Annotated in this window: 17 protein-coding genes and 2 pseudogenes; 5 read left to right on the forward strand and 14 right to left on the reverse strand. The window is 66.4% G+C overall.

The window, feature by feature from the left end:
* Positions 1-126: 126 nt before the first annotated feature.
* The 4 genes from QP164_RS16120 to QP164_RS16135 all read right to left on the reverse strand — a co-directional run bounded on the left by QP164_RS16120 (position 127) and on the right by QP164_RS16135 (position 2,480).
* A complete protein-coding gene (locus QP164_RS16120) occupies positions 127-582 on the reverse strand; it encodes a hypothetical protein (protein WP_333923777.1) in 456 nt (151 codons plus the stop codon).
* 21 nt (positions 583-603) lie between these two features.
* A complete protein-coding gene (locus tag QP164_RS16125; protein ID WP_132897476.1) occupies positions 604-951 on the reverse strand; it encodes a hypothetical protein in 348 nt (115 codons plus the stop codon).
* Positions 952-1,224: 273 nt separating this feature from the next.
* Positions 1,225-1,578 (reverse strand): helix-turn-helix domain-containing protein, encoded by a 354-nt coding sequence (locus QP164_RS16130; protein WP_333923778.1) that lies wholly within the window; start codon positions 1,576-1,578, stop codon positions 1,225-1,227.
* Positions 1,579-1,850: 272 nt separating this feature from the next.
* Positions 1,851-2,480 carry a TlpA family protein disulfide reductase gene (locus QP164_RS16135; protein ID WP_333923779.1) on the reverse strand — a complete coding sequence of 210 codons (630 nt, stop codon included), beginning with the start codon at positions 2,478-2,480 and terminating at the stop codon, positions 1,851-1,853.
* Between the two features lie 16 nt (positions 2,481-2,496).
* Here QP164_RS16135 and argH point away from each other — a divergent pair, with 16 nt between their 5' ends.
* Genes argH through QP164_RS16160 form a run of 5 tightly spaced genes read left to right on the forward strand, consistent with a single transcriptional unit; the run spans position 2,497 to position 7,109 of the window.
* Positions 2,497-3,864, forward strand: coding sequence for an argininosuccinate lyase (gene argH / locus QP164_RS16140; RefSeq protein WP_435368388.1), 1,368 nt, complete (start codon positions 2,497-2,499; stop codon positions 3,862-3,864).
* Entirely contained in the window at positions 3,861-4,103 is a 243-nt protein-coding gene (locus QP164_RS16145; RefSeq protein ID WP_132897479.1) for a hypothetical protein, read from the forward strand. Before argH ends, QP164_RS16145 begins: the two co-directional genes overlap by 4 nt.
* 11 nt (positions 4,104-4,114) lie before the next feature.
* Positions 4,115-5,377: a diaminopimelate decarboxylase gene (gene lysA / locus QP164_RS16150; RefSeq protein WP_132742492.1), complete on the forward strand. Its 1,263-nt coding sequence runs from the start codon at positions 4,115-4,117 to the stop codon at positions 5,375-5,377.
* Entirely contained in the window at positions 5,362-6,159 is a 798-nt protein-coding gene (locus QP164_RS16155; protein WP_132742491.1) for a precorrin-2 dehydrogenase/sirohydrochlorin ferrochelatase family protein, read from the forward strand. The genes lysA and QP164_RS16155 overlap by 16 nt, the downstream gene beginning before the upstream one ends.
* Complete coding sequence (locus QP164_RS16160) at positions 6,156-7,109, forward strand: CorA family divalent cation transporter (protein ID WP_333923781.1); 954 nt, start codon at positions 6,156-6,158, stop codon at positions 7,107-7,109. Before QP164_RS16155 ends, QP164_RS16160 begins: the two co-directional genes overlap by 4 nt.
* A 3-nt stretch (positions 7,110-7,112) precedes the next feature.
* Here QP164_RS16160 and QP164_RS16165 read toward each other — a convergent pair whose 3' ends face one another.
* The 10 genes and pseudogenes from QP164_RS16165 to QP164_RS16210 all read right to left on the reverse strand — a co-directional run bounded on the left by QP164_RS16165 (position 7,113) and on the right by QP164_RS16210 (position 14,328).
* On the reverse strand, positions 7,113-7,511 hold the full coding sequence (locus tag QP164_RS16165) for a flagellar export chaperone FliS (protein ID WP_333923782.1): 399 nt from the start codon (positions 7,509-7,511) through the stop codon (positions 7,113-7,115).
* Positions 7,508-8,959 carry a flagellar filament capping protein FliD gene (fliD, locus tag QP164_RS16170; protein ID WP_132897482.1) on the reverse strand — a complete coding sequence of 484 codons (1,452 nt, stop codon included), beginning with the start codon at positions 8,957-8,959 and terminating at the stop codon, positions 7,508-7,510. The genes QP164_RS16165 and fliD overlap by 4 nt, the downstream gene beginning before the upstream one ends.
* Positions 8,960-9,016: 57 nt before the next feature.
* A pseudogene (gene flhB, locus QP164_RS16175) lies at positions 9,017-10,147 on the reverse strand (flagellar type III secretion system protein FlhB); the annotation flags it as partial.
* A 10-nt stretch (positions 10,148-10,157) separates the two neighbouring features.
* A pseudogene (gene fliR / locus QP164_RS16180) lies at positions 10,158-10,873 on the reverse strand (flagellar biosynthetic protein FliR).
* Positions 10,874-11,051: 178 nt separating this feature from the next.
* Positions 11,052-11,321, reverse strand: coding sequence for a flagellar biosynthesis protein FliQ (fliQ, locus tag QP164_RS16185; protein ID WP_055874447.1), 270 nt, complete (start codon positions 11,319-11,321; stop codon positions 11,052-11,054).
* Positions 11,322-11,325: 4 nt separating this feature from the next.
* A complete protein-coding gene (gene fliP, locus QP164_RS16190) occupies positions 11,326-12,240 on the reverse strand; it encodes a flagellar type III secretion system pore protein FliP (RefSeq protein ID WP_132897485.1) in 915 nt (304 codons plus the stop codon).
* The gene (locus QP164_RS16195) at positions 12,237-12,491 is read right to left on the reverse strand and encodes a flagellar biosynthetic protein FliO (RefSeq protein ID WP_056054129.1); all 255 of its coding nucleotides are present in this window, start codon (positions 12,489-12,491) and stop codon (positions 12,237-12,239) included. Before QP164_RS16195 ends, fliP begins: the two co-directional genes overlap by 4 nt.
* A gap of 5 nt (positions 12,492-12,496) precedes the next feature.
* The gene (fliN, locus tag QP164_RS16200) at positions 12,497-12,787 is read right to left on the reverse strand and encodes a flagellar motor switch protein FliN (RefSeq protein ID WP_056054132.1); all 291 of its coding nucleotides are present in this window, start codon (positions 12,785-12,787) and stop codon (positions 12,497-12,499) included.
* Complete coding sequence (locus QP164_RS16205) at positions 12,784-13,746, reverse strand: flagellar motor switch protein FliM (RefSeq protein WP_333923783.1); 963 nt, start codon at positions 13,744-13,746, stop codon at positions 12,784-12,786. Before QP164_RS16205 ends, fliN begins: the two co-directional genes overlap by 4 nt.
* A gap of 3 nt (positions 13,747-13,749) precedes the next feature.
* Positions 13,750-14,328 carry a flagellar basal body-associated FliL family protein gene (locus QP164_RS16210; protein ID WP_333923784.1) on the reverse strand — a complete coding sequence of 193 codons (579 nt, stop codon included), beginning with the start codon at positions 14,326-14,328 and terminating at the stop codon, positions 13,750-13,752.
* Between the last annotated feature and the right edge of the window lie 35 nt (positions 14,329-14,363).

Consider the following 14,363-nt stretch of genomic DNA (forward strand, 5'->3'; position numbering starts at 1 on the left):
GCGTACCCTCCTGCGGTAAGGTGTCGGGCAAGGGGTGGTGCGCTGGGTAACGCAAACGAAGGGGGTCGCTCATCGGCGTCGATCCATATTTTGAAGTCGGTGTCGGTGTCGGTGTAGATTCGGCGGTCAGGGCGATCTTGACGCGCTGGACCAGTCCGGATCGCAGCCATGCGACCATCGTCGCCGGCGGTGGCGTTCGGTGCCGACCACCAACAGAGCCAGCATCGGATAAGCGATCTTGCTGATCGCTGCGGCGTACATCCAGGGCACAAGGTCCGGGTCGTATGCGCGGACGCCGTGCACCGCGATCGCGAGCAGGTGCAGCGCGCTGATCCAGATCGGCCAGTACCGGTTCGCGAACAGCGCCACCGCGACCAATCCGGCCAGCAGCGCCAGGTCGATCGATAGCAATGCGGTATCGACCGACCGGAACGCGGGCCGCGCGGTGAACGCCAGCAGACTCGACAGGATCGCGGCGAGCAGGAACGCCGCCGCAACGATCCGTTCGGGGAGCCCACCATGGCGAAACGCGAACCAGCATGTCGCCAGCGCAACCGCGTAATAGACCAGGACGTGGATCACGGGGCGCGACCGAGTTCGAGGTCAGGCCGCCGCGGCGACGATCGAGAGATGGCTGATGTCCGCACCGGTGAAGAATGCCTGATCCGGTTTGGGCAGGCCATCGCCGAAACCGACGAACTTGCCGATCCGTTCGGCGCTGCGATGCGCGGCGATCACATGACCCTGTGCCTGAGCGATCGCCGCCATGGCGCCGCCAAGTTCCTGGACGACGGGTTGGGCGATCCGCGGCGTGACGCCGGCGCTGCCGCCGAACGTCGTCGTGGCAACCGCGAGGTGCGAGCAAATTGCAAAGGCCTCGGTCAATTGGGCTTCGAGCCGGTTCAGCAGGGTGCCGATATCGGTGGCGGTCTGCGTCAGCTGAGTGTCCATGCAAGTATCCGCCGATGGCGGCCTTCTCGATCGGTTAGCCGGACACGTGCCCTAGCCGTTCGATCAGCTCGGCGAGCACGTTGAGACCACTCGCAAGCATGCCGAAGCCCACCGCGAGGATCACTGCGATAGCCGGTATCCAGAGCAAGCGTGCCGCGACCGGAAGGTCGTTGCTGCGTTGTCCTGTACGCCTGATCGGAAGCAGTCCCGCGAACGATGGCCTTTGGGGTGCACCGGTATCGGGGGCCACCCGGTGCGTACCGGAGTCTTGGCTCACCCGGTCCGCACCGGCATCTTGGAAAGCTTCCGGTTCGACAACCGGCTGAGCGATCTGTGGCATCGATGCCGCGGGAGCCGCCACCCATGAAGATTGCCCCCGGATTGTCCGGGGCCCGGCGCCCTTGGGTCCGACAGCGGATCAATACGTTCGTGCCGTGCCAGCATGCGGGCCGCATCGCCGCGATCGGTCGCGCCGAGAATCCGGACCGCGTCGGCGATGTAGCCGTCGACGGTGCCTGGCGCGATACCGAGTTCCGCGGCGATCTGCTTGGTCTTGCGCAACGCAGCCACGCCGCGCAGCACGTCGCGGTGCCGGTTCGACAGACGATCGATGCGGGGTTCTTCCATCTCATCCCCCTTCACCGGGCTGGCGGCATAACAGACCGAGCATGCCCCTAAAGGGTTAACGGTCGGGCAAGCAACCACCTGCGCATTCGCGGCCGATGGCGGCACTTCGAAAGGACACCCGCGACAAGGCTCGGCTCATCGCATTTGAACCATTCTCTATCCGACTTGCACATTTTTCGCTCAATCATGCGTTAGGATGCACGTGCCGGCTCGCCATCAACCTTTGGCTCGTCACCAAGGCGGGTCGGCACAAATCCCAACTCTTTCAAATGCTACGACGCCTCGGCGATCAGCTTGGCTGCCTCGGGCATGTTCCATTCATAGCCGCCGGTCATCCGCCAGACTTCCTTGCCTGCCGAATCGTAGAGGATCGTGGTCGGCAGGTTCGCCTGATAAGCGAGGCTGAGACCGAGCTTCGGGTCGAGATAGGGCTTCAGCGTTGAAAAACTCTTCGCAGCGAAGAACGGCTTCACCTTCTCCGCGCCCTGCAAGTCCTGGCTGACCGCGATCACCTGGACCTTGCCCGCGAGCGACTTCGCCGCGGCATCGAGCGTCGGCATCTCCGCGACGCACGGCGCGCACCAGGTCGCCCACATGTTGAGCAGCAGCGGCTTGCCCTTGAACGCGGCGAGCGTGACCGATTTGCCGTCGGGGGCGGTGAAGGCAACCGTCGGTCCGGTCTCGCCCTTGTGGCTGCGGTCGAGCTTTTCGGTGCTGGTGGCAGGACCGGTGGCTTCGTCGGGCGCGGGGGCGGACGTAACCTCGTCAGCGGAGACGGTGTTCGCGGCGACGACGTTCGCTTGCTCCGGCGCGGGCGATTTCCTATCGCAGCCGGCGACCAGCAGGCCCATTCCCACCAGACAGACGATTGGGCGCGAAGTGAACACAGGACGCAAGACCATGGACGGTTCCAATTCGATGTGGGGTGGGCGGTTCGCCGAGGGGCCAGCCGCGGTCATGCGCGAGATAAACGCCTCCATTCCCTTCGACAAGCGGCTCTGGCAGCAGGATATTGCCGGCTCCAAGGCGCATGTCGCGATGCTCGGCAAGCAGGGTATCGTCTCGGCGCAGGACGCGGCGACGATCTCGGCGGGGCTCGACACGGTTGCGGCGCACTATGCCGAACACGGCGTCGAGGAGGATCTGGTCCTCGAAGACATTCATATGCAGACCGAGGCGCGGCTAGCCGATGCGATCGGGCCGGTTGCGGGTCGCCTCCATACCGCGCGCTCGCGCAACGATCAGGTCGCGACCGACTTCCGCCTCTGGGTGCGCGACGCGATCGACCAGGCGCTGGCGGCGCTCGCGGGGTTTCAGGCGGCACTCCTGAATCGCGCGGAAGATCATGCGGCGAGCGTGATGCCAGGCTTCACGCACTTGCAGTCCGCGCAGCCGGTGACGCTCGGACATCATCTGATGGCGTATCACGCGATGATCTCGCGCGACGTCGGGCGGTTTGCCGATGCGCGCGCAAGAATGAACCGGTCGCCGCTTGGCTCGGCCGCGCTTGCTGGCACCGGTTTTCCGATCGACCGCGAGATGACCGCCGCCGCGCTCGGCTTCGACGGGCCGATGACCAATTCGCTCGACGGCGTCAGCGACCGCGATTTCGCGATCGAGTATCTGACCGCCGCGACGCAGACCTCGCTGCATTTGTCGCGGCTCGCCGAGGAGTTCGTGCTGTGGGCGTCGCAGCCGTTCGGGTTCGTCGCGCTCAGCGATCAATGGTCGACGGGCAGTTCGATCATGCCGCAGAAGCGCAACCCCGACGCGGCCGAACTGGTGCGCGGGCATGCCGGGCGGATCCTCGGCTGCATGACCGCGCTGATGGTGACGATGAAGGGCCTGCCGCTCGCCTATTCGAAGGACATGCAGGACGACAAGCCACCGGTGTTCGAGGCGCACGACCTGCTCGCGCTGTCGATCGCGGCGATGACCGGCATGGTCGAGAGCGCGACGTTCCGCACTGACCGGATGCGCGGGCTGGCGGAGAGCGGCTTCGCGACCGCGACCGATCTCGCCGACTGGCTGGTGCGTGAGGCGGGGCTGCCGTTCCGCGAGGCGCATCATGTCACCGGGCGTGCGGTCAAGCTGGCGGAGGAGCGCAAGGTCGCGCTCGATGCGCTGCCGATCGACGACCTGAAGGCAATCGATGCGCGGATCGACGAACGCGTGTACGGCGTGCTCTCGGTCGATGCGTCGGTCGCCAGCCGGACCAGCTTCGGGGGCACCGCGCCGGACAATGTGCGCGCGGCGATCCGGGCTGCGCGGGGAGATATTGCATGAAACGGCTTCTGGGATTGGCGGGACTGGTGCTGGCCCTTACGGGCTGCGGTGCGGCGGACGGCTTGGTGCCGGCGGAGGGCAAGACGCTCCCGGTCGCGCCTTACGGTGCGAAGACCCCGCCGACCGCGGCGCAGCTGCTCGCGCCGACCACGCAGCAACGCCCGCAGCGCAGCGACGAGCTGCTCACCCAATCCGACGAGCGCCGCAGCGACGAGTTCGACCTGCCGCCGCCAAATTGAAGACCTGAGCCATGGACCATTTCGCTTATCGTGACGGTGTGATGCACGCCGAAGACGTCGCCCTGCCGGCGATCGCCGAGGCCGTCGGTACCCCCGTCTACGTCTATTCGACCGCCACCTTCCGCCGCCACGCGCAGGTATTTCGCGATGCGCTGAAGCCTGCGGGGCGCGTGCATCTGGCCTATGCGATCAAGGCGAACCCCAACGTCGCAGTGCTCCGCGTGCTGGCCGACGAAGGCTATGGTGCCGATGTCGTTTCCGCGGGCGAGATGCAGCGCGCGCTGGCGGCGGGGATCCCGGCGTCGGACATCGTGTTCTCGGGCGTCGGCAAGACGCGGCGCGAACTGGCGCAGGCGCTCGACGCCGGGATCGGCCAGTTCAATCTGGAGCTGGAGGAGGAGGGCGAAGTCCTTGCCGCGCTGGCGCATGCTCGCGGCGAACGCGCGCCGGCGGTGTTGCGGGTGAACCCCGACGTCGATGCCGGCACGCACGCGAAAATCTCGACCGGGCGTAAGGAGAACAAGTTCGGCGTCGCGATCGATCAGGCGGTGGCGATGTTCGATCGGCTGTCGAAGCATGACGGGCTCGACCTTCGCGGCGTGGCGATCCACATCGGCAGCCAGCTCGCCGATCTCGCACCGTTGGAAGCCGCCTATGCGCGCATCGGCGAGCTGGTCGCGGAACTGCGCGCCGCGGGGCATACGATCAGCCGCGTCGATCTCGGCGGCGGTCTCGGCGTGCCCTACAAGCCCGATGACGTGCTGCCGAGCCCGGCCGACTACGGCGCGATGGTTGCGCGCGCGACCGCCGAATGGGACGTCGAACTGATGTTTGAGCCAGGGCGCGTGATTGCGGGCAATGCCGGCGTGCTGCTGACCGAAGTGATCTGGGTGAAGCCCGGCGTGGTCAATCCGTACGTGATCGTCGACGCGGCGATGAACGACCTCGCGCGCGTCGCGATGTATGACGCGTATCACGATTTCGTCGCGGTCGAGCCGACCGGCGAGCGGATGATGGCGAACATCGCCGGGCCGGTATGCGAGACCGGTGACACCTTCGCGATGGGCCGCGATATCGACGCGGTGAAGTCAGGCGATCTCGGCATCTTCCGCACTGCCGGCGCGTACGGGGCGACGATGGCGTCGACCTATAACAGCCGCGCGCTGGTGCCCGAGGTGCTGGTCGACGGCGACCGGTTCGCAGTGGTCGCGGATCGCATTCATCCGGAAACGATCCTGGCCGCCGAGCGCGTGCCGGAATGGCTCAAGCGGTGACATCGCCCGCTCCGCTACAGAGCCTGCCGCTGTTCGTGAGGCTAGCGGGGCGCCCGGTGATCCTGCTGGGCGAGGGCGAGGCGGCGGATGCGAAGCGGCGGTTGCTCGATAGGGCTGGGGCCGATGTGGTCGACGAGAATGCGGCGGCGTCTCTAGCGATCGTCGCGATCGACGACGAGGACGAGGCGCTGGCGGCAGTCGCGCGGCTGAAGGCGCGCGGGATCCTGGTCAATGCGGTCGACCGGTCGGCGCTGTGCGATTTCACGTTGCCGGCGATCGTCGACCGCGCACCGGTGCTGATCGCGATCGGCACTAGCGGCGTATCGGCCGGGCTGGCGGCGGCGTTGCGTCAGCGTCTGGAGGCGATCGTGCCCGCCGATCTCGGCAAACTTGCGCTCGCGTTGCAGGCGGCGCGTGGCGCGTTGCGGAAGCGCTGGCCTGATATGGGCGAGCGCCGCCGGGCATTAGCGACCGCGATGGCGGCGGGCGGGATGCTCGATCCGTTGTCACCGACGCACGACGTCGCTGCATGGCTGGTGCCGACGGACGCGCCCGCTGCGGTGCGTGACGTGGCGATTACCCTCGTCCTGCTGTCTGACGATCCCGAGGATTTGACGTTGCGCCAGGCGCGGGCGCTCGCCAGCGCCGACCGGGTCTATCACGGCCCCGACGTGCCCGCGGCGATCCTCGACCGTGCACGTGCCGACGCCGCGCGGTATTGCGCGGCGATGCCGGTGGATCCGGGCACGGGCCTCACCGTCACGATCGAGATGGCGCGATGAGCGGTTTCGGCTTCCGCATCACCAACGGCGAAGCGACGCGCGTTGGCGTGAAGGAGGCGCTCGACTGTACCGCCGACCTCGTATGGGTCCATCTGTCGACCACCGCCGAGCATGCCCAGACATGGCTACGCGACGAGGCCAAGCTGCTCGATTACGTCGTCGACGCACTGACTGCGACCGAGACGCGGCCGCGGTGCGAAGCGGTCGGCGAGGGCGCGTTCCTCAATTTGCGCGGGCGCTCGCATGAGGAGCTCGACACCTCCGACATGCTCGCCTCGGTGCGGACCTGGGCGGTAAAGGGGCGCGTCTTCTCGGTCACGCGGAAGCCTTTGATCGCGGTCGGCGAGGTCGAAAAGATGGTCGAGCGCGGCGAAATCCGCGATCCGGGCGACCTGATCGCCGCGTTTGCGACCGCGATCACCGCCGATCTCGATCCCGACGTGGCGACGCTCGGCGACGAGCTCGACGATTGCGAGGAACAGCTCGACGCCAACCGCGTGTTCGAACTGCGCCGCACCGTCAGCAAGGTCCGCGTGGCGGCGATCGGCTATAAACGATTCCTCAGCCCGCAACGCGCGGCGCTGGAGAAACTGGCGGCGTTGCCCGGCGACTGGCTCGCCGACGACGACCGGCTGCATCTGGCGGCGGCGGCGGATCGCGCCGCGCGGATGGCGGAGGAACTGGAGTCGATCCGCGAACGCGCGGCGCTGGTCCACGAGACGCTGACCGATCTGCGCGCGGAGCAGATCGACAACCGCTCGCTGATCATCTCGATCGCGGCGATGGTGTTCCTGCCGCTGACGTTCCTGACCGGCCTGTACGGCATGAACGTGAAAGGCCTGCCCTATGCCGAGGAACCATGGGCGTTCGATGCGATCGCCGCGGCCTGCCTCGTGATCGCGGTGGGCGTCATCGGGTATTTCTCCGCCCGCCACTGGTTCAAGAGGTAACGCCTACGTGGCGCTGGCAGTCCGCCAGGCTTGGGCGATCTCGTCGAGCATGTCCGCGGAATCGCGGAACGGCTTGGGGTCATGGCCGAGCGAGGCGTTGATGACGGTCTTCCGCGCGCCGCCATACAGCCGCGCCAGCGTCTCAGAAATCTGGCCGCCCTTCTCGAAATCGAGGCCGGCCTCCAGCGCGAACAGGATCGCGGTGGCACGCGTGATGCGCTCGCTCTTGACCGCGAACTTGCGCTTTTCACACGCCCAGGCGGCTGCCCTCAACGCCGCGACCAGCTCCTTGTACAGCAGCTGCACCAGCGCCGGGCCGTCCGCGGTCGCAGTGTGGCCGACCGCGTCGATCTGGCGATAGGTCGCGAACGGGTCGCGCGTGAGGGTGGAGGCGTAGGTCACGAGCTCTTGTTCCACTGGGCGATCTGGCCGGTAAGAAACGTCTGCGTCGACTTATACGCCGACACGCGCGAGTTCATGCTGGCATATTGCTGCGTCAGGCGGGTCGTCAGCTGTGCCGACTGGTCGGTCACCTTGTCCTGCTGTTTGGTCACATCGGACTGCGCCGCCGTATAGCGCACGGTCGAGGCGCCGAGCCCGGTCAGCGTGCTGGTGGCGCTGGTCGTCAGCGCGGTCAGCGTCGCCGAAAGGCCGAGCGCATTGGTGCCCGACGGTGCGAACATAGATTCGATGGTGTCGGGATAGGCCGCGAGTTGCTTCGCGAGCAGCGTGGAATCGACCCGCAGGGTGCCGTCCGTATTGGTCGCGACGCCGAGTTCGGCCAACGTCCGCGGGAGACCGGCGGTCGCGCCGCCAACCAATGGCTTCGAGGTCAACGCCTTCAGCGAGCTCAACAACGACTTGGCGGCAGGGTCGGCGCGGAGATTGCCGGTGATCGGATCGGTCTGTTCGGTGATCGTCTTCAGGACCTCGTTATAGGTCGTGACGACATCGTTGACCGCCTGCGTCAGCGCATCGGTCGGCGCCGTGCTGGTCAGCGAGACGGGGACGGTCGACACGCCGCTCAACTGCAATGTTACGCCGGAAACCAGATCGCTGACGGTGTTGCTCGGCCGTTCGACGTCGATCCCGTCGACGGTGAGCTTGGCGTTCTGTGCGGTCGATACCAGACTGGTCTTGGTCGCAGTGCTGCCACCGATGTCGAGCGCATTGCCGGTGGCGCCCTTCAGCGTGAACGCGTTGGCGCTGCCGGTTGCGCCCTTGACCGACAGATACGCGCCGCCCTGCGCATCGGTGACGACCGAGGCGGTGACGCCGCTCTTCGACGCGTTGATCCCCGCCGCGATCGCGTCGATGCTGCCGTCGCCGATATTGATCGCGACGTTTGCGCCCCCGCCGACGTTGAGCGTCAGCGCGCCGGTGCCGAGCGATGCGGTGCGATTGGCGGCGGCGACGGGGTTCGTCGTCCGCGCGACCTGGCCGGTGGCGAGGCGCGTGACGGTGACGCTGGCCGACAGCCCCGACAGTTTCGCGCCCGACTGTGCGGTGGCGGACAGGATTGCGGCGTTCGAGCTGGTTGGTTGGGTCTGCAAGCTGCCGCCCTTCACCAGATTGGCGAGTGCGGTGGAGAAGCCGGTCATCGTGCTCTTGAGCGACGCGACGCCCGAAATCTGCGCCGTAAGCGTGTCGGATTTGGATTTCAGCGTTGCCGAACGGGCGGCAAACTGCGCTTCGACCAGCGATGTGACCAGCGTCCCGGTGTCGACGCCCGACCCTGCGCTGAGCCCCGTCAGGAGCGCCTGCGTCGCGGTGTTGATCGCGGTCTGTGCCGCGGACGCGGTGGACGTTGGGGTGGGTGTCCCCGTCGTGCTGGTGGTCGATGTTACCATGGCGAAATTCCTGCACGTGCGCGCTCTTCTATAAGAACGACCGTTTGGCGGCGATGTTTAGGCCTGTTTCATGCCGTTTTCGTCGAAGCGGGCGTCCTTCGGTACGGTGACGAACGGCTGGACCCCGCCGGCCGTACCGCCCGCCGCCGCGTTCAGCCCGAATACGAAAGCGAGCACCGTCGCGATCGCCATGTACAGGTCGTCGCGGACCTCCTGGTTTTCCTTGCTGGTGTAATAGATCGCACGCGCCAGCATCGGATATTCGAGGACGGGTACCCGGCCTTCTGCGGCAAGTTCGCGGATCGCGAGCGCGGTGGCGCCGCGCCCCTTGGCGACCACCACCGGCACCTGATCCTTGCCGCGATCGTAGCGCAGCGCGACGGCGAAATGCGTCGGGTTGGTCAGCACGACATGCGCCTCCGCGACCGATTTGCGCAGGCCCCCGCTCGCCATCGCGCGCATCTTCGCCCGCATCTGGCCCTTCGCCTCGCCATTGCCCTCGGTCGACTTGTGCTCGTCCTTGATCTCCTGTTTCGACATCCGCATCTTGCCCAGCCGGCGGATGATCTGGATCGGCAGGTCGATGCCGGCGATCGCGCACAGCCCGAAGGCCATCGCGATCAGGATACCCTTGAAGATCCCGCCGAGCGTCGACAGCGCCTGGTTGAGATCGGCGGAGGAGGCGAGGCCCATCGTCGAATGCGCCGCGTTCCACAGCATCCAGCCGCCAATCGTGCCGAGCAGGATCACCTTCAGCAGTGACTTGCCGAGTTCGATCCAGCCGTTCGCACCGAAGATGCGCTTGAGCCCGGCTGCCGGATTGACGCGGCTGTATTTGGGCGCGAGCAGGCCGCCGTTGAAGCCGAGCGAGCCTAGCCCCGCCTGGCTCAGGATCGCGGCGCCGATGCTGACGATGAACAGCGTGATGAGCGAGGGCGCGAGCTTGCCGCCGGCTTCCATCAGCGGCCGCCACGGCGAGAAGTCCTCGACGTCCGCATGCGTGAACTGGAAGCTGGAGCTCATGATCGCCTTGCACGCGGTGATCAGAGTCGGGCCGGCATAGATCAGCCAGGCGACACCGGCGAGCATGCTGAGCGCTGTGGCGAAGTCGCGCGACTTGAGGATGTCGCCCTTCTCGACCGCATCCTTCTTGCGCTTGGCGGTTGGTGCTTCGGTTTTTCGCCCGAATCCTCGGACATCAGCCGAGCACCAGGTTTTCGGTGGCGGCGAGGCCTTCGCGGACGATCACGAGCATGTAGTCGCCCATCGTGGGGAACGCGATCGCGAGCGTGACGACGCCGACCGCGAGGCTGGCGGGGAGGCCGACCGCGAACAGGTTGAGCGAGGGCGCAGCGCGACTCAGCATGCCGACGACGATGTTGAGGCAGAGCAGCAGGAAACCGACCGGCAACGCGAGCAACAGCCCGGCGAGGAACGCATAACCCCCGAAAAACGCGATCGCCTTCAGTCGCTCGACGCCGATCCACGCGGCACCGGGGAGCACGTCGTAGCTCTTCACGAGCAGGTCGATTAAAATCAGGTGGCCGTCGACCGACAGGAACAGCAGCGTCAGCATGATCGAGAAGAACTGGCCAAGGGCAGGGAGGACTTGCCGTTCTGAGGGTCGATCGAGGAGGCGAAGCCGAGCCCCATCGCGCCTCCGATGACTTCGGCCGCGATCATCGGCGCGGCGAACGCGATCTGGAGGACGAAGCCGAGTGCGAGCCCGACCAGGGCTTCGGCGGCGGCGGAGAGGATCGTGGTGACGGCGAAGATGTTCTGTGGCGGGACAATCGGGTGGGCGGCGAGCACGAGGAACCCGATCGCGCCCGACAAGGTGACGCGCACGGTGAGCGGGACCGACACGGAGCCGAACACGGGTGCGGCGATGAACGTCGCGCCAATGCGGATCATCACGAACACCAGCGCCCAGAGTTGCGGCTCGATCGAGAGGCCGAAGCCTAGCACTGTAAAATCCCCTCCCGCTCGCGGGAGGGGTTAGGGAGGGCGCGACGTACGTACTGGCGTCCGGCTGGTGAGGCACGCCCCTCCCCGACCCCTCCCGCAGGCGGAAGGGGAGCAGCAAGTGCGCTCATTTTACCAAATCCGGAATGCGCTCGAAGATCCCGATCGTGAAATCGCTCAGCAACCCCAGGATCAGGCTCCCGAAGATCAGGATCGACACGGCGACCACGACCAGCTTCGGCACGAACGACAGCGTCTGCTCGTTGATCGACGTCGCCGCCTGGATCATCCCGAGGATCAGCCCCGCCAGCAGCGCCGGGATCAGGATCGGCGCACTGGCGAGCGCCAGCACCCACATCGTCTGGTTCGCGACGGTCAGGAAATATTGCGCGTCCATGCTCTCAGGTCGCGAACGAGTTGGCGAGGCTGCCCATCGTCAGTGCCCACCCGTCGACCAGCACGAACAGCAGCAGCTTGAACGGCATCGAGATGATCGTCGGGCTCAGCATCGCCATGCCGAGCGACATCAGCACGGTCGCGACGACGAGATCGATCACGATGAACGGCAGGAAGATCAGGAAGCCGATCTGGAACGCGGTCTTCAGTTCCGACGTGACGAACGCGGGGAGCAGTACCGAGAACGGGATGTCGGTCGGCGTCGCGTACGGCCCGGATTTCGCGATCTGCGCGAACATCGTGACGTCCTTGATCCGCGTCTGTTTGACCATGAACGCGTGCAAGGGCACGCCGGCGGTCGTGATCATCTGCGTGCCGGCGAGCTGTCCGGCGGCATAGGGCTGAATCGCGGTCGTGTTGATCTGGCTGATCGTCGGCGCCATGATGAAGAAGCTGAGGAACAGCGACAGCCCGAGCAGCACCTGGTTCGGCGGCGTCTGCTGGAGCCCCAGCGCCTGGCGCAGGATCGCGAGCACGATGATGATCCGCGTGAAGCTGGTCATCATCAGCAGGATGCCCGGCAGGACCGTGAGCAGCCCCATGATGATGAGGACTTGCAGCGACAGCGACAGCGAGCCGCTCTGGCCGGTATTGCCTGCGGCCTGGCCGCCGAGCTGGCCGAGCGCGCGATCGACCGCGTCGCCGACGGCGGGGTTGGTTGGGGCGGGGACGCCCTGCGCGAAGGCGGGCATTGCGAGGAACAGGGCCAAGAGAACCGCGAGGCCTATCCACAGCCACGCGTTCGCGCGCTTGGCTCCTGGATTCCCGCGTACGCGGGAAAACGGTTTGGCGGAGGATGCGGCGAACAGGGCAGGGCCCGAGCCTTTCCGCGTCACCGTCGGACGAGCGACCGCGCTCATGCGTCGACCTTGTCGATCAGGTGCACGCCGCCGCGGCCGACCGAGACGAGCAGCCGGCGGCCCTCGAAATCGATCACCGCGAGACGCAGGCCTGGCGAGATCATCATCGTTTCCTTGACGCCGATCAGCCGCGTCGAGGGCTTGCCCGGGATCCGACTCTCGAACTTGCGCCACAGATACAGGCACCCGAACATCAGGCCGCACACGAGTGGCAGCAGGATCACGAGCTTGAGGATATAGGTCCAGAGCATCGGAATCAGCCGCGCTTGTCGGGGCTGACGAGCTCGGTCATCCGCACGCCAAAGCGTTCGCCGACCGTCACCACTTCGCCGCGCCCGATCAGCGTGCCGTTGACGAATACGTCGAGCAGTTCGTTGGCCTGACGGTCGAGCTCGATCACGCTGGATTCGCCGAGCGCGAGCAGTTCGCGCAAGGTCAGGCTGGTCGAACCGATCTCGACGGTCAACTTGACATCAACATCCTGGAGCAGCCGGAAATTGGCGGCGACGGCAGCATCTACGGGGAAGCCTCCGGTCATGTCGTTCATGCTGCAAATCCTTCGTCGAAACGGGTAATCGAGGTGAGCTGGATGGCGGCGAAGCCGTTCGATGTGCCGACCGTGCCGCAGCCGAGCCGGTTGTTGCCGACCATCACCGGCACGTCGCCCGAGATAGTGATCGGGATCACGTCGCCGGGCTTCAGGTCCATCAGCATCGTCAGCTTGACGACCGGCTCGGCGAGCACCGAGCGGATCGGGAAGCGCACGTTCATCGCGGCCCGCGTCAGCTCGGTGCGCCAGGCCGGATCGGGCTCGGCCGACTTGCCGACGACCTTCGCGGTCAGCGACGGCGCGTGCGGCTTCAGCGCGGAGACGGGGTAGACGAGATCGAGGAACACCGGCTTGGCGGCCCCCGCGGCAATGCCGAAGCGCGTGACGATCATCGCGTCCTCGCCGTCGAGATCGGCGATCATCGCCGGGTTCACCTCGACGCGGGTCGGCAGGAAGTCGAACCGCGCCATCGGCTCCCACGCGGTCTTCAGCGGCGCGGCGATCATCTGGCCGATCCGCGCAACCATTGCTTCCGCGGCGGGCGAGAACTCGGTCGGCAGCGTGTGCGGCGCGGCACCGGTGCCGCCGAAGAACATGTCGAGCATCTCGAGCACGAACTTGCCGTCCATGATGCACAAGGCCTGCGCCATCCCCGGCGTCATGATCAGCGGCAGCCACGCGGTCAGCGCATCGCTGCGCTCCGCGCGGTAGTCGGTGAAGCGCTGGACCACCAACGGCTCGGCCCAGCAGCGGACCTCCTGGCGCAGCAGCGGCTCGAACACCCCGCGCAAACCGCGCGCGAACCGTGCCGAGAGATGCTGGAGCGAATGCAGGTCGCCGAACGGATTGAGCTTGGCCCCGCCGAGCACGCCCTGATGCAGCACGCCGTCCTTGGGCGCGCCGGAGCGATCCCGGTCGCGCCGTTCGCGCGTCTTTGCTGAGCCCTCGTTAACCATGCCTCACTGAACAACGAAACTGGTAAAGTAAACGTTACCGATGCCGCCGAAGCCTTCCTTCTGCTTGAGCGTATCGTTGATCGCTTTGGCCAATCGGACCTGCAACTGGCGCTTGCCGTCGCTGCTCATCACCTGCTCCTCGGTGGTGTCGCCGAGCGCCATCAGGATCGCCGAACGGACCGCGATGTCGTTGGTCTTGAGGTTGGTGATGACGGTGTCGTCGTACGGTGTGGCGACCGCGATGCCGACCTGGACGAAGTGCGCCGAGTCCTGGAGATTCGAGGTGAATTCCTTCTCCATCGGATAATAGGTCGAGGCGTATTTGTCGCCGCCCTCGCCCGCGGGCGGCTTCATGCCGTGGTTTTCAGGCGCGGCCTCCTCGCCGCCGCCATGACCACCGCTCTCTTCGCCACCCTCACCGGCATGCTTCTGCTCGCTCTTGGGAACCAGCTTGGGCTTGCCGTCGTCGACTTCGGCATGGCCGCCGCCAAGCAGCCCGGCGTTCGACGCATAGACGCCCGCGCCGACGCCGCCGCCGACCAGTACCAGCAGCGCAACGCCGCCGATCAGGATCGTCTTCATCTTGCCCTTCTTCTTCGGGGCGGCGTCTGAAGTTT

Source organism: Sphingomonas sp. LR59, from assembly GCF_036855945.1.
Lineage (GTDB): Bacteria > Pseudomonadota > Alphaproteobacteria > Sphingomonadales > Sphingomonadaceae > Sphingomonas.